This window comes from Hoeflea algicola (genome assembly GCF_026619415.1).
Classification (GTDB): domain Bacteria; phylum Pseudomonadota; class Alphaproteobacteria; order Rhizobiales; family Rhizobiaceae; genus Hoeflea; species Hoeflea algicola.
In genome coordinates, this window is record NZ_JAOVZR010000001.1 from 3,941,020 (window position 1) to 3,962,089 (window position 21,070).

Annotated in this window: 21 protein-coding genes, 1 tRNA gene, 1 pseudogene and 1 riboswitch; of the genes and pseudogenes, 8 read left to right on the plus strand and 15 right to left on the minus strand. The window is 58.2% G+C overall.

The window, feature by feature from the left end; genetic code table 11:
• Window positions 1–19: 19 nt before the first annotated feature.
• Together OEG84_RS19140 and apaG are read right to left on the minus strand one after the other, a co-directional pair.
• Complete coding sequence (locus OEG84_RS19140; protein WP_267655202.1) at window positions 20–1,447, minus strand: TrkH family potassium uptake protein; 1,428 nt, start codon at window positions 1,445–1,447, stop codon at window positions 20–22.
• 26 nt (window positions 1,448–1,473) lie between these two features.
• The gene (gene apaG / locus OEG84_RS19145) at window positions 1,474–1,866 is read right to left on the minus strand and encodes a Co2+/Mg2+ efflux protein ApaG (RefSeq protein WP_267655203.1); all 393 of its coding nucleotides are present in this window, start codon (window positions 1,864–1,866) and stop codon (window positions 1,474–1,476) included.
• 187 nt (window positions 1,867–2,053) lie between these two features.
• Between apaG and OEG84_RS19150 the strand changes: the two genes are divergently transcribed.
• Complete coding sequence (locus OEG84_RS19150; protein ID WP_267655204.1) at window positions 2,054–2,677, plus strand: CDP-alcohol phosphatidyltransferase family protein; 624 nt, start codon at window positions 2,054–2,056, stop codon at window positions 2,675–2,677.
• Here OEG84_RS19150 and OEG84_RS19155 read toward each other — a convergent pair.
• On the minus strand, window positions 2,666–3,850 hold the full coding sequence (locus OEG84_RS19155; RefSeq protein WP_267655205.1) for an O-succinylhomoserine sulfhydrylase: 1,185 nt from the start codon (window positions 3,848–3,850) through the stop codon (window positions 2,666–2,668). The genes OEG84_RS19150 and OEG84_RS19155 overlap by 12 nt on opposite strands.
• A gap of 47 nt (window positions 3,851–3,897) precedes the next feature.
• Window positions 3,898–3,976: riboswitch (SAM riboswitch) on the minus strand.
• 77 nt (window positions 3,977–4,053) lie between these two features.
• Here OEG84_RS19155 and OEG84_RS19160 point away from each other — a divergent pair.
• Complete coding sequence (locus OEG84_RS19160) at window positions 4,054–5,142, plus strand: 2'-deoxycytidine 5'-triphosphate deaminase (protein ID WP_267655206.1); 1,089 nt, start codon at window positions 4,054–4,056, stop codon at window positions 5,140–5,142.
• A 128-nt stretch (window positions 5,143–5,270) separates the two neighbouring features.
• Here the strand turns inward: OEG84_RS19160 and OEG84_RS19165 are convergent, their stop codons facing one another.
• The gene (locus OEG84_RS19165) at window positions 5,271–6,074 is read right to left on the minus strand and encodes an ion transporter (protein ID WP_267655207.1); all 804 of its coding nucleotides are present in this window, start codon (window positions 6,072–6,074) and stop codon (window positions 5,271–5,273) included.
• 126 nt (window positions 6,075–6,200) lie between these two features.
• Between OEG84_RS19165 and OEG84_RS19170 the strand changes: the two genes are divergently transcribed.
• Both OEG84_RS19170 and OEG84_RS19175 read left to right on the plus strand, forming a co-directional pair.
• Window positions 6,201–6,274, plus strand: a tRNA-Gly gene (locus OEG84_RS19170).
• A gap of 420 nt (window positions 6,275–6,694) precedes the next feature.
• Window positions 6,695–6,994: a hypothetical protein gene (locus OEG84_RS19175; RefSeq protein ID WP_267655208.1), complete on the plus strand. Its 300-nt coding sequence runs from the start codon at window positions 6,695–6,697 to the stop codon at window positions 6,992–6,994.
• Between the two features lie 223 nt (window positions 6,995–7,217).
• Here the strand turns inward: OEG84_RS19175 and OEG84_RS25550 are convergent, their stop codons facing one another.
• The 3 genes from OEG84_RS25550 to OEG84_RS19185 form a co-directional block, all read right to left on the minus strand.
• On the minus strand, window positions 7,218–7,562 hold the full coding sequence (locus OEG84_RS25550; protein ID WP_425602872.1) for a Rap1a/Tai family immunity protein: 345 nt from the start codon (window positions 7,560–7,562) through the stop codon (window positions 7,218–7,220).
• Window positions 7,563–8,098: 536 nt separating this feature from the next.
• Window positions 8,099–8,854 (minus strand): hypothetical protein, encoded by a 756-nt coding sequence (locus OEG84_RS19180; protein WP_267655209.1) that lies wholly within the window; start codon window positions 8,852–8,854, stop codon window positions 8,099–8,101.
• Complete coding sequence (locus tag OEG84_RS19185; protein WP_267655210.1) at window positions 8,812–9,036, minus strand: DUF6471 domain-containing protein; 225 nt, start codon at window positions 9,034–9,036, stop codon at window positions 8,812–8,814. The genes OEG84_RS19180 and OEG84_RS19185 overlap by 43 nt, the downstream gene beginning before the upstream one ends.
• A gap of 104 nt (window positions 9,037–9,140) precedes the next feature.
• Here OEG84_RS19185 and OEG84_RS19190 point away from each other — a divergent pair.
• From OEG84_RS19190 to OEG84_RS19200, 3 genes and pseudogenes are all read left to right on the plus strand, one after another.
• A pseudogene (locus OEG84_RS19190) lies at window positions 9,141–10,110 on the plus strand (IS1595 family transposase).
• A gap of 108 nt (window positions 10,111–10,218) precedes the next feature.
• Window positions 10,219–10,740, plus strand: coding sequence for a hypothetical protein (locus OEG84_RS19195; protein WP_267655211.1), 522 nt, complete (start codon window positions 10,219–10,221; stop codon window positions 10,738–10,740).
• Between the two features lie 74 nt (window positions 10,741–10,814).
• Entirely contained in the window at window positions 10,815–11,120 is a 306-nt protein-coding gene (locus tag OEG84_RS19200; RefSeq protein WP_267655212.1) for a hypothetical protein, read from the plus strand.
• A 51-nt stretch (window positions 11,121–11,171) separates the two neighbouring features.
• Here OEG84_RS19200 and OEG84_RS19205 read toward each other — a convergent pair whose 3' ends face one another.
• Together OEG84_RS19205 and OEG84_RS19210 are read right to left on the minus strand one after the other, a co-directional pair.
• Complete coding sequence (locus tag OEG84_RS19205; protein WP_267655213.1) at window positions 11,172–11,717, minus strand: hypothetical protein; 546 nt, start codon at window positions 11,715–11,717, stop codon at window positions 11,172–11,174.
• On the minus strand, window positions 11,692–13,515 hold the full coding sequence (locus tag OEG84_RS19210) for a glycosyltransferase family 2 protein (RefSeq protein WP_267655214.1): 1,824 nt from the start codon (window positions 13,513–13,515) through the stop codon (window positions 11,692–11,694). The genes OEG84_RS19205 and OEG84_RS19210 overlap by 26 nt, the downstream gene beginning before the upstream one ends.
• Before the next feature lie 232 nt (window positions 13,516–13,747).
• On the opposite strand from OEG84_RS19210, the gene OEG84_RS19215 reads away from it, so the two are divergent.
• The gene (locus OEG84_RS19215; RefSeq protein ID WP_267655215.1) at window positions 13,748–14,530 is read left to right on the plus strand and encodes a transporter substrate-binding domain-containing protein; all 783 of its coding nucleotides are present in this window, start codon (window positions 13,748–13,750) and stop codon (window positions 14,528–14,530) included.
• On the opposite strand, the gene OEG84_RS19220 is transcribed toward OEG84_RS19215, so the two are convergent.
• The 6 genes from OEG84_RS19220 to OEG84_RS19245 form a co-directional block, all read right to left on the minus strand.
• Complete coding sequence (locus OEG84_RS19220) at window positions 14,524–15,384, minus strand: sterol desaturase family protein (RefSeq protein WP_267655216.1); 861 nt, start codon at window positions 15,382–15,384, stop codon at window positions 14,524–14,526. The two genes, OEG84_RS19215 and OEG84_RS19220, sit on opposite strands and share 7 nt — an antisense overlap.
• Window positions 15,385–15,492: 108 nt before the next feature.
• Entirely contained in the window at window positions 15,493–15,906 is a 414-nt protein-coding gene (locus OEG84_RS19225) for a tellurite resistance TerB family protein (protein ID WP_267655217.1), read from the minus strand.
• Between the two features lie 104 nt (window positions 15,907–16,010).
• Window positions 16,011–16,682 (minus strand): S24 family peptidase, encoded by a 672-nt coding sequence (locus OEG84_RS19230; protein WP_267655218.1) that lies wholly within the window; start codon window positions 16,680–16,682, stop codon window positions 16,011–16,013.
• A gap of 152 nt (window positions 16,683–16,834) precedes the next feature.
• Complete coding sequence (locus OEG84_RS19235) at window positions 16,835–17,452, minus strand: 2-hydroxychromene-2-carboxylate isomerase (RefSeq protein ID WP_267655219.1); 618 nt, start codon at window positions 17,450–17,452, stop codon at window positions 16,835–16,837.
• A 161-nt stretch (window positions 17,453–17,613) separates the two neighbouring features.
• Entirely contained in the window at window positions 17,614–19,827 is a 2,214-nt protein-coding gene (locus OEG84_RS19240; protein ID WP_267655220.1) for a 3-hydroxyacyl-CoA dehydrogenase NAD-binding domain-containing protein, read from the minus strand.
• Between the two features lie 16 nt (window positions 19,828–19,843).
• Entirely contained in the window at window positions 19,844–21,052 is a 1,209-nt protein-coding gene (locus OEG84_RS19245) for an acetyl-CoA C-acetyltransferase (RefSeq protein WP_267655221.1), read from the minus strand.
• Window positions 21,053–21,070: the final 18 nt, after the last annotated feature.

Genomic DNA, 21,070 nt, shown 5'->3' on the forward strand with positions numbered 1-21,070 from the left:
TTCAATTGTTTGCGCCCGCTTAAGACCGCCAGAAGCGCGGCAGGAACAGAACCAGCACGGTAAACAGCTCCAGTCGACCAAGCAGCATGCCGGCGGCCAGCAGCCATTTCTGGACATCGCTGAGCGATTGGAAATTGCCGGCCGGGCCGATGATGTCGCCAAGCCCGGGGCCAACATTCGACAGCGCCGTGCCGGCGCCGGACAAGGCGGTGATGGTGTCGAGCCCGCTGAACCTGAGCAGCAGTGCCAGCACCACGAACGACGCCATGAACAGGAAGAAGAAGCTCATCACCGAGGCGACAACCCGGTCCTCGATCGGCTTTCCGTTGAAATGCGCCCTGAACACGCCATGCGGATACATCACCTGGGCGATGTGCTGGCGAACCGCCTCGAACAGTACCTGGAAGCGGAAGATCTTGATCCCGCAGGAGGTTGACCCGGCGCAGCCGCCGGCAAACATGATGATGAAAAAGAACGCCACCGCGTGGCTGCCCCAGAGGCCGTAGTCGGTTGAGGAATAGCCGGTTCCGGTGACAATCGAGACGACATTGAAGGCAGAGTGCCGCAACCCCTCCAGACCGACATGAAACTTGCCGAAATGGGCCATCATCCAGGCCATCAGAATCGCCACGCCAAGAAACGCCAGGAACGCCTTGACCTGTTCGTCGGCCAGGAATGGTCGGAACTTGCCCTGCAGCATCTGCACATAAAGCAGGAACGGGATTGACCCCAGGGTCATGAACACGATGGCGACCCATTCAACGCCGGGATTGTTGAAAGCGCCGATCGAGGCGTCCTTGGTCGAGAAGCCGCCGGTGGCGACCGTTGTCATGGCGTGAATCACCGCGTCGTCCGCCGCCATGCCGACAGCCATATAGGCCACCGCGCTGAGCCCGGTCATGGCGATGAACACCAGGGTGATCGAGGTGGAAATCTGGGCGGCGCGGGGCAGGATCTTTTCCGCCGTGTCAAATGCCTCGGCCTTGAACAGCTGCATGCCGCCGATCTGCAGCATCGGCAGCACGGCAATCGCCATCACGATGATGCCGAGGCCGCCGAGCCATTGCAGCAGCCCGCGCCAGAACAACAGCCCCACTGGTGTCGAATCCAGCCCGGTAATCACCGTGGCGCCGGTGGTGGTCAGGCCTGACATCGATTCGAAAAAGGCGTCGGTGTAAGTGGGAACAATGCCCGACCAATGAAACGGCAGCGCGCCAAACGCCACCAGGGCAACCCACGATACCACTGTCATCAGCATGGCCTGACGCGTCGAAAGCCCTTTCGGTGCGCCGCGATTGGCGATGAAAAGGCCAAAACCGAACAGCATCGTCACCATCGCCGCGCTGACGAAGATCATCCAGTCGTCATTGTCCGCGGCCAGGTCGACAAGTGCGGGCAACAACATCGCCAGCCCGAGTGTGCCCACGAGCACCCCGGTTACCAGCATGACGGGCCGGAATTCGGAAAGAGCGGTCAATTCAGTGTTCTTGCCATGCCCGGCAGGTCCAGCGAGAACGCGGGAATCTCAACATCGAAAAATTCGCCTTCCGATGATTGCATCTGATAGCTGCCGACCATCACGCCGGACGGTGTGTCCAGCGGACAGCCGGAGGAGTATTCATAGGTATCGCCGGGTCCGAGAACCGGTTGCTCGCCGACGACGCCGGGGCCGCGCACTTCATCAATGAGGCCGTTCTCGTCTGTGATCTTCCAATGCCGGCTTCTGAGCTGGACGATCTGGTCGGAATGGTTGGTAATTACCACGCGGTAACCCCACACATAGCGCCCGTCCTCGGGGTCCGATTGGTCCTCGAGATAATACGGATCGACAGTCACTTCGATGTCACGTGTTAACGCGCGATACATGCAGCACTCCTTGGCTCACTCATTGTACAGTGTCGCGCTCTCGTCAACCATATCCGCGCCTGCGTGCCGCTGTACCCCCATGATTGGATTGGTGTTGACCTGATTGTGATGCCTGAACCAGGCGGTCGCGCGTGACGATCGGTGGTAGCCGCGCTATCACAGCCAGAGAAGATCAAAGGATGACCTCATGTTGGATGGAACCGCGCGAAAACTGATCCAGCCCGGGCTCGACGGCGCGGGACGCTGGCTTGCGGCGCGGGGCGTCAGAGCCGATCATGTGACCGTAACGGCGTGCCTGCTCGGGCTTGCCGCCGCTGGTCTGATTGCGTTGGGTCACATGTACTGGGCGCTGACGTTGATTCTTGTCAGCCGCATCGGCGACGGTCTCGACGGCTCGGTCGCCCGTGCATCGAAAAAGACCGATTTCGGGGGCTATCTCGATATCACCCTCGATTTCGTCTTTTACGGTGCCATTCCGCTGGGCTTCGTCATTCATGATCCGACAGCTAACGGTCTGGCCGGTGCGGCGCTGATCTTTGCTTTTTACGTCAATGGTGCGAGTTTCCTCGCCTATGCCATCGTCGCTGAGAAGCGGGGGCTGACGTCGACCGCGCGCGGTGTCAAATCGATCTATTTCACCACCGGTCTCGCCGAAGCCAGCGAGACCTTCTTCGTGTTCGGGCTGTTCTGCCTGTGGCCGGCCTGGTTCGCACCCATCGCATGGGTGTTTGCCGTCATCTGTCTGTACACGGCGCTCTCCCGCATCATGCAGGCGCGCGCCGTGTTTGGTGAGCCGATCTTAGAGGCCTGAAAGCGCCCGGTCGAAATCCTCAATCAGATCCTGGACATCCTCGATCCCCAGCGAAAGCCGGACCATGCCCGGGGCGATCCCCAGCTCGTCGCGGGCTTCGTCGGTCAGGTTTTTGTGGGTGGTTGTCGCCGGGTGTGTGATCAGGCTCTTGGCATCGCCGAGATTGTTGGAAATCCGCACCACTTCGAGCGCGTTCTGCATCGCGAACGCTGCGGATTTGCCGCCCTTTAGTTCGAACGCCACCAGCGTCGATCCGCCCGACATCTGCCGCGCGCAGATTTCAGCTTGCGGGTGATCGGCACGCCCCGGGTAGGTCACCTTCGCCACCGCCGGATGCTCGGCAAGGAAATCGGTCACCGCACCGGCATTGCTAGTTTGCTGGCGCACTCGTAGCGGCAGGGTTTCCAGACCCTTGAGAAGGGTCCATGCGTTGAAGGGTGACAGCGATGGCCCGGTGTGGCGGAAATAGTCGTGCAGATGCTCGTCGATCCACGCCTTGTCCGACAGCACCACGCCACCCAAGCAGCGGCCCTGGCCGTCAATGTGTTTGGTCGCCGAATAGGCAACGACATGAGCGCCCAGTTCCAACGGCTTCTGCATCAGTGGCGTGGCGAATACGTTGTCGACCACCAGCTTGGCGCCAAGCTGGTTGGCAAGCTTCGCCACGCCGGCGATATCAACCACTTCAAGCGTCGGGTTGGCAGGGCTTTCAAGAAAGAAAACCTTGGTGTTTGGGCGGATGGCAGCCTCGAAATTGGCGAGATCACGGCCATCGACCAGCGTCGATTCGATGCCATATCGGGGCAACAATGTATCGATCACCCAGCGGCAGGAGCCAAACAGTGCCCGCGCCGAAACCACATGATCGCCGGCGCTGAGCTGGCACAGAAGCGCGGCTGAAACCGCCGCCATGCCCGAGGCGGTGGCGCGGGCCTCTTCGGCGCCTTCCATCAAGCACATGCGTTTTTCGAAAATGTCGTTGGTCGGACTGGCGTAACGCGCATAGATGAAACCGGGATCTTCGCCCCTGAAGCGTGCTTCTGCCGCTTCCGCGCTGTCATAGACGAAACCTTGCGTCATGTAGATCGCTTCGGAGGTCTCGCCAAAATTGGATCGGGTAAACCCGCCGTGCACGAGTTGGGTTGCGGGGCGAAGGGTATGGTTGCTTGTCATGGTCTTGGTCCAACATACAAAAAAACCGGCTTGCGAAAGTCGCCAGCCGGTTTTGCAACCCGACCTTTTTAGCGACTTGTTTAACGTGGCTGCAAGCCGGTCGGCCAAATCACCACGGGATAACCGTGTTTAATATCTCGTTGCGCTTGCGTCAATCGTCGTGTCTTGCCATCAAGACCAAAGTTGAAACGGAGCGGTAACAAGTGAGTGCTGGCATTCTCTCTGACAGGGCTATCCGAACCCTGTTTGATCACGGTGCGCTGCAGGCTGGCCGGGCGCTTGATGCGGATCAGATCCAGCCCGCCAGTCTTGACCTGCGACTTGGCGCCACAGCCTACCGGGTGCGCGCCTCGTTCCTTCCAGGACCGCTCAGCAAGGTGACTGACAAGCTCGCCCGGCTCAGCATGCACGAGATCGACCTGTCGGCCGGTGCCGTGCTCGAAACCGGTTGCGTCTACATTGTCCCGTTGCTTGAAAGCCTGGCGTTGCCACAGGCGATTTCCGCCTCCGCCAACCCCAAGAGTTCGACCGGCCGGCTAGACATTTTTACCCGGGTCATGACCGATTTCGGCCAGGAATTCGACAAAATCGCTGCCGGCTATCATGGTCCCTTGTGGCTGGAGGTCAGCCCCCGCACATTCCCGATCGTGGTCCGCACCGGCTCGCGGCTGTCGCAGGTCCGTTTCCGCGAAGGCCATGCGTTGCTCGACGAGACTGCGCTGTCGCAACTCCACCAGGCCGAAACACTGGTGGATTCCGACGCCGCCAATGTCTCAGGCGGCGGCATTGCGTTGTCGATAGATCTCAAGGGACAGGGACCGGATGCGCTGGTTGGCTACCGCGGCAAACACCATACGGCGGTGATCGATGTTGATAAGCGAGCCGCCCATGACGTCTTCGATTTCTGGGAACCGATCCACAATCGCGGCTCCGCTGATCTGATCTTGGATCCGGACGAATTCTACATTCTGGTCAGCCGTGAATCGGTGCACGTGCCGCCGCTCTACGCCGCCGAAATGACCCCGTTCGACCCGCTGGTTGGCGAGTTCAGGGTTCATTACGCAGGATTTTTCGACCCCGGCTTTGGCCATAGCGAAGCCGGCGGCGCTGGCAGCCGTGCGGTGCTCGAAGTGCGCAGCCACGAGGTGCCGTTCATCCTCGAACACGGCCAGATCGTCGGCCGGCTGGTCTATGAGAAAATGCTCGAACGCCCCGAGGCGCTCTATGGAACGGGGCTGGGATCGAACTACCAGGCGCAAGGCCTGAAGCTTTCCAAGCATTTCCGCGGCTAGCTTCACGGGCGCCAATGCTCGACGCATCGATTCCGGTGAGGCGCATTAGCCCTTGTTTTGACATGTCGTTACAGCAAAATCGCTGCACATTTTTGCACGGCGTGGTTTAGGCGTTCCCGACATTCTCATCAGGACGGCTGGGTTGCGCGTGTCTGCGCCGCACGCAATTCGGCCAGATCCCTGCGGATTGCCTTGAGTTCTTCCAGCATTGCGCTCTGGTCAGACACCATGGCTTCGCGGTCTGCCGTGACCTCGGCTTCATGTTCTTCCTGCATCGCAGAGACGATGATGCCGATGAACAGGTTAAGCACAGTAAACGTGGTGCAGGCGATGAACGGAATGAAGAACGCCCACGCCATCGGATGGACTTCCATCACAGGGCGGACGATGCCCATCGACCAGCTTTCCAGCGTCATGACCTGAAACAACGAGTAGGCTGAAGCCGGGATGGAGCCAAACCAGACGGGAAAGCTGTCACCATAGAGTTTAGTCGCCATTACCGAGAAAACATAAAAAACCAGGGTCAAAAGCAGCATGATCGAACCCATGCCGGGCAGGGCGCTGACCAGGCCTCCGACAACCCGCTTCAGCGATGGAACCATGCTTATGATCCGGAGCACTCTGAGAATGCGAAGCGCCCGGAGCACCGATAGCGCGCCCGTGGCCGGGACAAGCGCCACTCCCACCACGACCAGGTCAAATATCCGCCAGGGGTCACGGAAGAAATCAAGCCGCCACGCGACAAGCCGCGCCGTCACTTCCAGAACAAACACACCGAGTATGGCGCGGTCGAGCAGGCTCAGGAAACCACCGAACCGCTCCACTGCTGCAGGTACGGTTTCCAGTCCAAGAGTAATCGCATTGATGATGATCAGCACAGTGATCACACCTTCGAAGCGTCGCGACGTTAGAAAGGCTTTAAGCTGGTCCATGGATCAATCTAGGTTAAGGCAGAGTAGCCCCCCATATGAGATCGGACCTGCGTCCAGTCAACCCGGTCCAGGCCATCCAGGCGACTTGACACCGCCGCAGTTCAGCGCCATGAACGACCGGCTTTCGCGGGTGTAGCTCAATGGTAGAGCAGAAGCTTCCCAAGCTTACGACGAGGGTTCGATTCCCTTCACCCGCTCCATTAGAATTAAAATCCCTAAATGGCTTAATTTAGAGAATAGTATTCTACCAAATCAAATAGCCAGCGGAATTTATTCTAAGATTTTCCCGATTTTTAGCATATCCCACCCCCTATGAATCTCATTCGACGGTACTCGTGACGGTATCGTAGAGCGTACCGTCCCCGATACCGTCAGACCTGATTTTAGCAGCGCCCAACTCATTGATTTTGTTGGGCGCTGCTTCGCTGTGCCTGCTAGTTCGATTCCTGAAGACGACGAGGGTTAGGTTCTAAACACGGGAATCGAACTGCACCTATGCTGTTTATTGATGAGTAGAAGTATTCAAAAAATAAAACGAATTATTGAACTACCATTCTGCTTGGCGATACAAGTATTCAACATAATGTTGAATTGAATATAATAAATAAGGAGCGGAAGCGATGGGGAAAGTCTGGGATTTGATATATGTGTCTGACGGGGACAAGCGAACCATGTCGCTGGCCATCCTCGACGGGGAAAATGCCGAAATGGTCGGGCCGTTTGATGCCAAAAGCGCGGGGCCGCTTATTGTGCAGGCGCTAATCGACAATAACCTTGAGGCTCCCAAAAACGCCGAAATATCTTACATCGGTGCGCATTTTAGGAACATGAGCAAGGGGCAGAATAGGTCTGGTCAGGATTACCCATTCAAAGTCCCGACGGCCCTGACCAATGAAATACGGACCAACGGAGATGGGTGATATGGAACCCGTAGCATACGAACAATGCGATACATGCTACGGGTCTGGGGATTGCCAAGATTGCATGGGAGATGGCGATGACGACTGCCCGACTTGCGAAGGCGTAGGCTCATGCGATGAATGCGACGGCGAGGGGCAAGTAGAGGCGTGAATATAAATTAGGCACCACCCTAAATGGCGCGCCAACCTCTAATTCAGATAGCGCCCTGCCGCATTTCCCACGCTAGTCAGAGTTACAGGGGAATGCGTCATGGAAGGCACTCCACACTATGGAGGATGCCGATAGGTGCCATGTCTGTGGGTTGTCGCGAGTGTACTTGCACGCGACCTCATATAGTTGGCCACGGGACACTTCAGGGGCCACACAGGAACGGAGATCAGGTCTGTCCGTGTATCTCTGAGCGGTGGTGAAGCCATCATAGACGCCCAGAACATAACCGACCGCACCGGCGTTGTTCTCCTGACACCATTTGCTCAAGTCGTATCCGGTTACATATTCAGATCGCGCTGCCTGAGTTGTCGCCAAAAGGCTCATTGCGACAATCGCAAGTGTGAACTTTAAACCCATCGTCTACGCCCCTTCGGTTCAGACCCGTGTTAGCCGCATTTCCCAACGCTCGCCTAAGCCTGCGTACAGTACCAGATTACCAGCATCTTGGACGCCGGTGTCCACGAATTTGCTTGGCGTAATCGTCTCATATATGCTCATTTAGGCTCTCTGCGTCTCACCTTTCTGACGGTATCGGTGACGGTATCGAGAAAATGGAAAGCGAAAAGCGCAGCAAAAACAATGACTTAGCGTTGAATTCGATTCCCTTCACCCGCTCCATCGCTCCCGGCGCTATGATGCCTGTATCCGGGGAATGCTCCCCGTCGTGGTTCTCGGCAGGGTGCGGCGTCTTTTCCCACAGATGCGGTCTTATGTATCAAAAGCACCAAGCCCGATTCCGAAAGGAGGCGGTGATGTAGGGGCGGCGGCGTGAGAGCGCGCGCGGCGTGGGCCGTGGTGGTGGCACTATGTGGAATTATTTCCATCGTCACAGTACATCAAAGTGCCATCGTCATTGCTGGTAGTGTAGAAAAATCGGAAATCTGTAGCTCTGCTTACTCCAAAGCAATCCTCATAGGTAACGGTTCCGTAGATATAAAATGCAAAGTTCCCGCTTCGCATTCTTTTTTCTGCACGGCGGTGAAATTATCAGCCGTTTTTCCAAAGAGAACTGGCACTCTAAGGCCACCATTAAGAACCCCCATAGGATTAATCTTGTCGTCGGGCGGGAGCAGGGTCGTAGTCAATGGGTATTCAGCGAAGCGAGAATTAGTCCAGCAACTGACGTTGTAAGCCGGCGTTTGCCCGGTATTTTCGATGCGAATGTCATACCGAAGTTTGGTTTTAGAGTCCTTGACTGGGCTGAGAACCCCACCCGGAACCGCGACGTAGGCTCGAAGTTGGCGTTTAGCTGTGTCTCTGGCTATCCAGTTAGCCCAGAATGCAGCCCCCAAAGAGCCAAAAACGAGAATGGTGCCAGCAGTAGCCAAACCGAGTTGCCACCACGATATAAATACGATGCGCTCAGTCGATTCCGCCATAGATTGCTGAGCGGTGAGGTCATCGCGCTCACGCTGGTCGGAATCAGCTTCGCGGCGCTCGGCGCGTTCGGCATTTTCGGCATCTTCTATTATGATGATAGGAATCGCAAATTGGCCTGTGGTGCGATCATATTCCCTTGCGCTCTGGTCACCACCATTTTCTATGGGTGGGCGGTCAGCGGTAGATGGGACGGGGTATTGTGCTTTTGCTTCGCTGGTTAGTGCGGCTAATCCAAATGCAATGAAGATGATCCAATAGCGCTTAGACATTGAAGTAGAAATGCCGCCGTGAATTTGCCCCGCGAGAGCTTATTACGGACGTTCACCTCCTTCTCGTCAACTCCTAATTGCGCCAGCCTTTCGACTAACCCCGCGTAGGTTACGCCCTTACGCTTCAATTCCGCCTTTAGGAGGTTGGCGGCTTTCATTTCCCAATCTGTTTTTTCTGCCATTGTATCGCTCACGTTGCAAAAAGTAACATATGCGATACGTATGCCCTTGCATGCAGTGCGTCAACGTACTATATACGTTACATAGGTAACGGAAACAGTACGTCATGGCTCAACATTTTCTCCTTTCGGCTCAGGCCCGCACACTCTCCCTCAAGGAAATCTACAAGGGTGGTGAGGACAAGGCTTATCAGGCTTTCAAAAAGCTGCGTTGGGCTGCAACAGACGGCAACCCTGTTTGCCCGAAGTGCGGATGCCTGGACCATTACGAAATCAGCACCCGTCGCAAGTTCAAGTGCGCCGCTTGTCATGCTCAGTTCAGCGTGACTTCGGGCACCATCTTTGCAAGCCGCAAGATGGACTTCACCGATCTGCTTGGCGCGGTCTGCATTTTCGTCAATGCCGTAAAGGGCCTTTCCGCTCTCCAGCTTTCCCGCGATCTGGACGTTCAGTACAAGACTGCATGGGTACTGGCACACAAGCTTCGCGAAGCTCTGTCTCTGGAAATTCAGGACAACACCCCGCTTGAAGACGACGTTGAGGTTGATGGTTGCTACGTTGGTGGCCATATCCGCCCTGAGAACCGCAAGGAAGACCGTAAGGACCGCCGGTCTGGCAGAACACCAGACCGGCAAGCGCCGCGTTGTGGTGGCCTTCCGTGAGCGTCTGGGCCGCACACGTCCTTTCGTCACCATGTCAGAAGCCGATGGCGTTGAACTGGCAAAGCAGCACGTTGATCGTCTGGCAATCATGCATGCCGACGAAGCCAGCCATTGGGACATGCTGCATTCTGGTTGGGACACCGAGCGGGTCAATCACTCGGTCAACTACAGCGACCACGGCAAGCACACCAATTGGGTTGAGAGCTATTTCAGCCGCCTTCGCCGCATGGTGACTGGCCAGCACCACCACGTTTCGCCGCAGTACCTTCACCAGTACGCAAACCACGCCGCATGGTTGGAAGACAACCGCCGCAATTCAAACGGCGAAAACGCCGCTGACGTTCTCGGTAAAGCGATGGCTCATGGTGTCAGCCGGGTTTGGAAGGGGTATTGGCAGCGGTCACAAAAAGGCTGATAGGGACCGCAACTAAAACCATTGCAAAAGTTGCATTGCATCTTTCATTAACCTTATACGTTTGCTAGAAAATTGGAATCGGCAGATAAATTCAGGTTGATGTGCTTCATGCCAGATGACTTAGATGAGACTTTCGGAGTCCTCAGAGGGGCGGAAAGAATAGAAGAGTGGGAGAATGGTAGGAGCCCGCTTTCCTTATCGTCCCTTGACACAGAGCTAGCTCAGAGGCTTGCTGAATTGAGTCGTATTGTACAGTCAAACCTGCTCAAGCCAGCGGCGAGAACGCAAAGCTACATCTGGGCTGTCACCGAGGATGGCTCCATAAAAATTTCTGTCGAAGAGCTATCTATCCGACAGCCAGAGGCAACCTTTTCTGGGTATCCGAGAAGAAGGGGCTACAAACATCCATCGGAAGACAAGAAGTTGGGGCACCCTACACTGCTAGACGGCCAAAAAGCGAGGATCGCCGGTGAGTTGGCTTTCGACGAAAAAGAGGGCGGACTGCATTGGGTCTTGAACGCTAGCTCCGGTCGATATTGTCGCCACATGCCGCCATCAGAAAAACAAATTCAGAATGTAGCTGCGCGTTTTTTGGAACTCGGAGTTGATGTGAGCGTTGACTTGGACTAGGTAAAGTTGTTTCGTTAACATTCGCGCAAGTTTTGGCTCATAATCTACGCGCGATATAACCGGGGAGAAATAAAATGACGGCGTACCTTTTGCCTCATTTGAGCACTTTTCGTCCGAGTGATCGAGACATCTTAGATAAGGCTCTTTCCGACCTTGACCAGCGTGAGGTGGCATTAACTGCCATCAAAGACTTCATCATTGTCTGGGAAGAAGCTGATTGGCTAGAAGCCTATTCTATTGAAAGGATTGGTAAATGGCTAGGAAAGTACCAAAGCTGTGAAGTTACGGACGATCTACGGAGTTGGGCAGAGTCTGACCTGACAGAAGCGCGCAGGGCTTTGTTGAGCGGCATAGAACAAGGTATGATGGTTGCTGCATGACCGCCCTATGTATTTTATACCACGTCTCCATCCCGAACTGCCGCCCGCACCTTAAGGGCGGCGTTTAATTTTCCAAGCCTGACTTCCATTCCCCGCCTCACAGATCCCCGGCACCTGCTGGCATATCTTCCGCACCCGGTTGATGCGTGACCTCCCGGTCTCCCCCGGCGGCAATGTCAGCCCCTTGGCTTCAAAAACAGCAACAGTCAGTTCCCGCGTGAGCATTGGCGCTTGTACCTTGCGCAGAACGTCCAGCACAGCCCGCAACAGTTCGCCCCGCCCGAATGACGGGTTGCGTTTGAAATCGCGTGAGACGGCTTCTATGTCGCCGCTATAGCCAAGGACGTTGAGCAGTACGCGGTCAATCGCGGCAATGTCTGATCGGATGGTTTCAATGTCGCCATCTTCAAGCCTGAGAGAGCGCAGGCATTTAGACCTGGCTGTAAACAGACCGTTGATGGTGATGGCATAGCCGCGTGTCCGCTGGCGGGATATGTTGTGTTTGGCTCTAGGCATGTGGGGATTGTAGGGAAAAGCGGCGTTTTGATCGTGCGGAATCTTGGTGCTTTTGCTACATAAGACCGCACAGATGCGCATCTCGTCTCAATTGTGCCAGCGCCCGCCATCCGGCAAATGACATCAGCAGCCAATAGACTGGTGCCAGTAACAGCCAGCGGCATTTGAGCCGGCGGCGTTCATAGCCCGTGAATCCGCGCCATCCCATCGCTGCGAAGGTCAGGTAGCTGCCCGCTATGTTGTACAGGTCGAGCCACATCAGCGTGGTGTGCAACGGCGATACTGTCGCCGTGGTCGCGAGCCAGGCCAGCGTCATGCAGACAAAGACGTACATCAACGGATGTGCGAGCGCCGAGACCAGCATCCCAGCAATCATCAACTGAAAGACAGCAAATCCGCCCATACCCAGGCTGCGGCAGGTTTTCAGTGGTTGGCGCATGATCACCAGCCATGTCTGCGCCCAGCCCTTGAGCCACCGGGTGCGCTGCCGGGTCCACGCATCAAGCGCAACTGGCGCCGCCTCCACCGTGGCGCTGGCGATCGTGCCGGTGCGGTAGCCATGCGCATACAGTCGCAAGCCTAGATCGGCATCTTCGGTCACATTGTGGGGATCCCACCCGCCGACGGCTTCAAGTGCTGCGCGCCGGAAATGGTTGGAGGTGCCACCCAGCGGTATCGGCATGCCGGTGCGGGCAAGAAACGGGATCAGCACCCGGAAAAGCCCGCTGTATTCGAGCGCGAACAGCCCGCTGATCCAGTTGGTGCGCATGTTGGCGATGGCGAGCGGCGCCTGCAGGCACGCCAGGCGGTCATCGCCCAGGGCAAATCGAGCCGAGGCTTCCCGCAATTGCCGCGGCGCGGGCTTGTCTTCTGCGTCATAGACAGCAACCAGCGATCCGCGCGCACCCTTGAACGCGTATTGCAGCGCCTTTGGCTTGGTGCGCGGGCCGAAATCGGGAACCATGACGATTTCGCACTCGGGTCCGAGAGCCTGTGCCTCAAGCGCCGCGAGTGTCGTCCTGTCTCCGACCTCGCAGATGTATTTGATGTCGAGCCGGCTTTTGGGCCAGTCCAGCGCATCAATTCGCGAAACGATTGCGGGCACCATCTCGGCTTCATCCAGCAGTGCGATCAACACCGTATAGATAGGCAGCGGCATTGCCGCTGGCTGATGTGCAACCCGGTGTGCCGGTTTGATCACCGACGCCGCCAGTGCGGTCAGGCGCAACATTATGCCGCCGGAGAAAAACAGGGTCAGAACCACATGCAGCGCGAGCAGCGCCATGACCGGGTGCAGCAATAATCCGGCCAAGCCAAGGCACAGCACCAACGCCAGCACAAAACCCTGCGCCCCGGTCAGGACCTGTCTGGCACTGGCATGACGATAATCCTGATCGAGCTGGAAGGTTGTCTGTCGCACCCGATCATCCGCTGCGGCCTGCCAGACCGCCTTGCGGATGGTGGCGGGCGAGGCGACGGCCAGACCGCCGCGCAGCTCCGGCGTTGCGGCAAGTCGCGCATTCTCCGCCTCAAGTCGGCGCGCTTCAGGAACGATCACCGTCAATTGTCGGCCGTCGCGCCACAGTCGAAGCGGCCCGTCGCGATGAAGCAGCGTGTCCATTGAGGGAAGTCGGACCACTTCCGCCGGGTCAATCCGGTCGATAAAGTTCAACCCCAGTTCGCCCGCCAGCCAGCGGTAGTACAGTTCCGGTTCGATCAGGCCTTCGGCCAGAAGCTCTTTTTCGACAGTGGTGGCATTAGCATTGGCTGCGGCCAGCGCGGCATCGACATGGGGTTTGCCGATGCCGCAATCGAGAAAAAACCGTGCCTCCCGTGTTTCTCTCTTGCGGTCCGTGGCCGCAACGGGCAACCGGATCAATCTGGCTCCAGTGTGGCGATCCGGGATCAAACGCAAGTGCTGGACTGGTCGGCCGGGAATCCGCGGATCGATGGTTTTGTTTGAAGCCATGACTCTGATAAACACATGACGATTGTAGCGAGGCGATAAATCTATGGTAGTGAATGCACGCCTGAATGCACCTCTGAAATTCAAGGGCGTTTCACGCATATTGATCGGTTTGTTCGCAATTTTGATCAATATTCAGGCGGCCATGGCTGCCGGGGATGTCGTTGTTCCCAATTACATCGATCCGCGCGAACGGATACCCGCGCCGGATTCCCAGTCTTTCAACCGTATCCGTTTTGTCACCACGGTTGATTTTCCGCCGTTCAGTTTTTTCGATCAGACCAACCGTCTTTCAGGTTTCCACATTGATCTCGCCCGCGCCATCTGCGCGGAAATGAATGCGTTGCCAAAATGCCAGATTCAGGCATTGCCCTGGACCGAGCTGGCCAACGCCCTGAAAACCGGGCAGGCGGAAGCCATGATCTCTGGCCTTGCCATGACCGCCAAGAGCCGGGCCGACTACCGCTTTACCCGCCCCTATTTGCAATTGCCGGCGCGCTTTGCAATCCGCAAGGACGCCGCTCCCGGTGGCATTGATGCCAAGGCGCTGGCCGCACGGCGCGTCGGCGTCGTCGGGGGTGCCGCCCACGAGGCGATGCTGCGCGAATGGTTCCCGGCGCTCAAACCGGTCACCTTCTCGCGGCCGGACTGGATGTTCGACGCGCTCAAATCCGGCAACCTCGACGCCGTCTATGGCGATGGGCTGCAATTGTCGTTCTGGTTGTCGAGCCAGACCGCGGAATCCTGTTGCCGGTTCTTTGACGGGCCGTATTTCTCACGCGCCCATCTGGGCGAAGGCCTGGCAATTGCCGTGGCGCCCCGCAACGCGGCTCTGGCAGTGGCGTTCGACAATGCGCTGGCAGCACTCAACCGCGACGGCCGCTTCGCCGAACTCTATCTCCGCTGGTTCCCGAACGGGCTCTACTGAGCGCTGTCGGTCCCGTCGCGATCACTCCGGTCGCGCCGGGCAGGCGTTGGCAAGAACGGCAACGCCAGTCCCCAGCCAAATTTGGCGGTGCGCCCGTCGCGCCATTCCGACAGCCCGATCTCGATACCTGTTTCGCCCCGCCGCGGCGTTTCCGTGTAGGTGGAAAACAACCGATCCCAGATCGCCAGGTTGAACCCGTAATTCGAATCCGTTTCACGCTGGTCGGTGGAATGGTGAATGCGGTGCATGTCCGGGGTCACGATCAACCGCCGCAACACTCGGTCGACCGGCTTTGGCAAACTGATGTTGGCATGGTTGAACATAGCGGCACCATTGAGCACGATCTCGAAGATCAGCACCGCTGCCGGCGGCGCGCCGAGCGCGATGATGACAGCGGCCTTCCAGAACATCGACAGCACGATTTCGAACGGGTGGAACCTCAGTGCCGTCGTCAGGTCAAATCCTGTGTCGGCGTGGTGCATGCGGTGGATACGCCACAGCCACGGCCATTTGTGGCTGACCAGATGTTCAAGCCAGACGGCGAAATCAAGCACCACGAAGGAGATGATGGCGACAAGCCAGAGCGGCAATTGGGTGAGTGGCAGCAACCCCAGGCCCTCCGACTGGGCCCACAACGCGGTACCTACGGCGGCCAGCGGGAACACGATTCTGAGCACCACCGAGGAGAGTACCACCATGGCCAGGTTGGTTATCCAGCGGCGTGATTTCAGCGCGCCGCGCATCTCGTCGCGTTCAAGCCGCGGCGCCAGCAGTTCAATTGCCGCGAGCGTTACGAAAATTGACGAAAACGCCAGCAGCCGGATTACCGGTTCGGATAGTCCCAACAATGTCATGATCGCCTCCTGATTGGCTCATGGTCTGATGACACAAGCGGTGCTGTCTGGCGAAACACGATCTGGTGAGCAGGTGGCGAGGTCTCCCCTAAGCTTCCGGCAGTGGGCTCAGTTGCTGCGGAACCGCGCAATCGCGCCACGTTCGATTGCAGCGCATGTGAGTTTGTCGAGACCCAACCGGTCGCGCAACATCTGCAACAGCCGGATTTCCTCCTGCTGGATGTTGTAGTCCGCCGAGGCGATCTCCACTGCCAGCGCGTAAGCCGTGTCATAGAACTTGTGCGGCACCGCGTCGCGCACCACCTCCAGCACGATGTCGAGGCCTTCCGGTCCCTTCAGCAATTCCGCAGCTGACCGCGTGACATCAATTAGCCGGTCCTCGTCAAAGCCCTCGAACACCGGAAGGAAAGTGATAAGGCGGCCGATGCGCGCCAGCTCCGCGTCGTTCATGGTCTTGTCGACGGCCGACATCGTCACCATCAGATAGATCAGCGCGTCGTGGGCGGTAATGCGTGCGGTCATGGGCAAAATTTCTCCTCGATTAGGCTCGAAAGATAAGAACTCCGGCCTTCAGGCACAAGCGGCAACCGGTAGCATCTGCCAATCCACCGTGCCGGGACGGTCATTTACTGGCTGGCCCAGATGATCCGCGCCATCCAGTCGATCTCGCTCAGCTCGAAACTGCGGTTGGGATGGTCGGGATTGAGCGACATCAGTTCCACCGATCGCGCGCTCTGGCGGGTGAGTACCTTGGCCATCACCTCCCCCTCGCACGAGCGCACCACCACCCGGTCACCGCGACGGATCTGCCCGCCGGGCTCGACAATCAGAATGTCGCCATCACGGTAGAGCGGCATCATGCTGTCGCCCTGAACCTCCAGCGCATAGACCCCGGGTCGCTCCGATGGCTGGGTCGGAAAATCGACAACATCCCAGCCCTGGCCCGCGGGGAATCCGCCATCATCGAAAAATCCTCCCGATCCGGCTTGGGCAAATCCCAGCAACGGGATAGAGCCGGTCTGCGGCGGAAACGCCCCCTCGGGAATGGGATTGCCGGCGCCGGAATTGTCACCGGCGACAAGGCTCAAGAATTCATCAAGGGACGAGCCAGTCGCGCCAAGCACCTTGGAGAGCGATTCCGTGGATGGCCAGCGGTCGCGGCCGTCGGTGCCGCGGCGCTTGGACTTGTTGAATGATGTGGGATCCAGACCGGCACGGCGTGCCAGTCCGGATGCCGTCAGCCCGTGGCGTTCCGCAAGCGCGTCAAGCGCTGACCAGATGCGTTCATGCGAGAGCATGGTCGAGTTCCCGCTGTTAAGGGACATGGCCTTGGCACGCGCCGATAAGGCCCGGAAAGGCCCTTTCTACATGAGGCAAGGCCCCCGCGTAAAGCCGGTTAGGAAAAATATCCTGATTTTGTCATGCCACGCGGATCGGAATTTCCGGCCACTCAGGCCGGACGATAAGGCTGTCGGCCGGTGACAAGCGCCTGTTCCAGCAGTTCGATCCGGTCCTGGCCCCAGAACGGCTCACCGTTGAACACGTAGGTCGGTACGCCCACCGCGTCGGCGGCGATGGCTTCGCGGGAGTTCTGTTCGCGAATGGCGGCAACCGCCTCTGTTTTGGCATCGGCGAGCGGTGGTCCGGGATCGAGGCCGACCTGCGACAGGTAAGAGGCCAGCACAGCCTCATCGGCGATGTCGTCGTCATTGGCCCAGACGCCGGCCAGCACCTTGGCCATGAAATAGCGCGGGTCATGTCCGTCCTGGCTCAGCGCGATGACCACCTTGTCAGCCAGCGCCGGATCAACCGGAAAGTATTTTGGCGTGGTCTTGATCGGCAGTTCCCGCCAGGCTGCAAGCCGCTGCAACTCGATCAGCCGCAGCCGCTGCCTGACCGGAGGTCGTTGTCCGGGTGGAACCGCACCGGATATGTCCCACAGCGCTTTCAGATTGACCGGCTTGTAGTTGAGCAAGACCTTGTGCCGTTCGGCCAGATCGCAGATTTTATTGTGGCCGAGATAGGTGAAAGGCGACGCGCAATAAAAATAATAGTCGATCACTGACATTGGACTTGGCCTCCTGTTTTCACCACAGTGCAGAAGCCGAAGCGTTCCGGCAAGCCCATTCATCCCGATTGCCGGATCAGCGCTGCCAGATGCAGGACTGGAAATGCAAAACGGGCCCGAAGGCCCGTTCATGATCTCGTTTTTCGCTGGTATGCTGCGCGTTATGCCGCAGCCTTGTCGTCGCGGTAGGGATTAAACCGTCCGTAGAAGGTTTCGTCCTTTTCAGCCATATCAAGCAGCAGTTTGGGGGCGCGGAACTGGCTGCCATATTTGCGCGCCAGCACCTTGCACATGGCCACAAAGGCCTTGGCGCCCATGCTGTCGATGTAGCTCAGCGCCCCGCCGGTATAGGGCGCGAAACCGAAGCCGAGGATGGTGCCGAGATCGGCCTCACGCGGATCGGTGACAATGCCTTCCTCGACCGTGCGTGCGGCTTCCAGTGCAATTACCGCAAGATAGCGGTTCTGCAGTTCCTTGACGTCGACCTTGGCTGGATCCAGCTGTGGATAGAGCGTCTTCAGCTCGGGCCACAGATGCTTCTTGGCGGGCTTGGCCGGGTAATCGTAAAAGCCCTTGCCGTTCTTGCGGCCGAGCCGGCCTTCCTTCTCGACCATCCGTTCGACCAGCGCCAGGTGACGCGGATCGACCGCCTTTTCGCCGAGATCGGCAACGGCAGCGCGCAGGATCTTGAGCGACAGGTCGATGGCCACCTCGTCATTGAGCGACAGCGGCCCGACCGGCATGCCGGCCATCTTGGCGGCGTTCTCGATCATTGCCGGCGGCACGCCCTCGGCAAGCATGTTGTAGCTCTCGTTCATGTAACGCAGCACGCAGCGGTTGACGAAGAAGCCGCGGGTGTCGTTGACCACGATCGGCGTCTTCTTGATTGCGGCGACATAATCGAGTGCCACGGCCAGCGCCTTGTCCGAGGTCTTGCGGCCGAGAATGATCTCCACCAGCAGCATCTTGTCGACCGGCGAGAAAAAGTGGATGCCGATGAAGTTCTTTGGGCGCTTCGAGTTCTTGGCAAGCCCGGTGATAGGCAGCGTCGAAGTGTTCGAGGCATAGACCGTGGTCGGCCGGATCTGCGCTTCGATCGATTCTGTCACTGCCTTCTTGACGTCGCGATCTTCAAAAACGGCTTCAATCACCAGATCCGCATCCGCCAGATCTGCATGATCGGCCGAGGTGGTGATCAGCGACAACAGTTTGTCGCCTTCTTCCTTGGTGGTCTTGCCCTTCTGGATGCCCTTTTTGACGAGGTCTTCCGAATAAGCCTTGCCCTTGCCGGCAACTTCGAGATCGCGGTCTATCAGCACCACCGGAATGCCGGCCTTGGCCGTCACATAGGCAATGCCCGCGCCCATGAAACCGGCGCCGACAACGCCGATTTTGCGGAACTTGGTGGGCTTGATGCCGTCGGGACGGCGTGCGCCCTTGTTGATCTCCTGCAGCGAGACGAACAGCGACCGGATCATCGACTGGGCTTCATTGGTTTGCAGGATATGACTGAAATAGCGCTGCTCGATCCGCAAGCCGGTGTCGATAGGCACCTGCAATCCTTCAAACACGCTTTGCAGGATGGCCTTGGCTGCAGGGTAATTGTTCTGGGTTTCGCGCCGCAGGATGGCGGAAGCCGCAGGCCAGAGCTGTGCGCCCTGTGCCGACCAGATCTGCCCACCCGGCAGCTTGAACCCCTTGACGTCCCAGGGAGCGACCGGGGAAAGCCCGCCCTTGATCATCGCCTTGGCGGCGGCAACCAGTTTCTTGGGTTCCACAACGTCGTGAATCAGCCCCATCGCCTTGGCGCGCGCCGGTGTCAGCGACTGCCCGGTGGTCATCATCTGCAACGCATCCTGCGCATTGGTCAGGCGCGGAACGCGTTGGGTGCCACCAGCGCCCGGGAAGATGCCGACCTTGACTTCCGGCAGCGCCATCTTGACTGACGGTGAATCCGCTGCGACCCGGCCGTGGCAGGCCAGCGACAATTCGAACGCCCCACCCATGCACACACCATTGATGGCCGACACCCACGGCTTGCCGCAGGTCTCGATCTTGCGAAACAGCTGGCTCATCTTGCCAACCTGGTCAAACAGCAGCTTCTGCGCATTTTCCGGATTGTTGCGTTTTTCTTCCGCCATGCCGGTCAGCATGGTCTTCATCATGGTCAGGTCGGCGCCGCCGGAAAAGGATGACTTTCCGGACGTGAAGATCACGCCCTTGACGGCGTCATCGGCGACAAACCGGTCAACCAGCCCGTCGAGCTGCTCAAGCGCTTCCTGCGTGAACACGTTCATCGACCGGCCGGCCATGTCCCAGGTGACGAGCGCGATGCCGTCATTGTCGACGTCTACGGTGTAAATTTCATTGCTCATTGTGGTTCTCCGGTAATCAAACGCGTTCGATGATCGTCGCGGTGCCCATGCCCGCGCCGATGCACAGCGTGACAAGGGCGGTGTTGAGATCGCGGCGTTCGAGCTCATCGAGCACGGTACCGAGGATCATCGCCCCGGTGGCGCCCAGCGGGTGCCCCATGGCGATGGCGCCGCCATTGACGTTGATCTTGTCCGATGGAATGTCGAAGGCTTGCTGATAGCGCAGCACCACGGCGGCGAAGGCCTCGTTGAGTTCGAATAGATCAATATCCGAGATCTTCATCTTGGCGCGCTTGAGCAGCTTCTCGGTGACATCTACCGGGCCGGTCAGCATCAATGCCGGATCGGAGCCGATATTGGCGAAGGCGCGGATTTTTGCACGCGGCTCCAGTCCCATGGTCTTGCCACCGCGCTTGGAGCCAAGCAGCACCAGGCCGGCGCCGTCAACGATGCCCGACGAGTTGCCGGCGTGGTGGACGTGGTTGATGATCTCGACTTCCGGGTGCGCCTGAATGGCAACGGCGCCAAAGCCGCCCATTTCCGCCATCATACCGAACGATGCATTCAGGCTGGCCAGCGTCTGCATGTCGGTGCCCGGCCGCATGTGCTCGTCGCGGTCGAGAATGGTCAGGCCATTGATATCCTTGACCGGTACCACCGACTTGTCGAAATAGCCGTTTTTCCAGGAGTGTTCGGCCCGCTTCTGGCTTTCCACCGCATAGGCGTCGACATCATCACGGGAGAAACCGTATTTGGTGGCGATCAGGTCGGCGGAAACGCCCTGCGGCATGAAATAGGCCGGGATGTTGACTGAAGGATCCATGAACCAGGCGCCGCCCTGGGCGCCGATGCCGATCCGTGACATCGATTCCACACCGCCGGCAATGACGATATCATCGGCGCCATAGGCAATCTTGCCTGCGCCCATATTGATCGCATCAAGCCCGGAGGCGCAGAAACGGTTGATCTGGATACCGGGGGCTTCGGTGGCATAGCCGGCCTCGAAGGTGGCCGCGCGGGCGATGTCGCCGCCGGCTTCCCCGATGGCATCGACGCAGCCCATGATAATGTCGTCAACCTTGCTTGTGTCGAGCCCGTTGCGGTCGCGCAGCGCTTGCAGCATGTGTGACGCCAGCCGCACCGACGGGACTTCGTGCAGGCTTCCGTCCTTCTTGCCGCGGCCCCGCGGGGTGCGGGCGTGATCATAGACAAATACATCAACCATCGGTTTCTCCAGGGTGTT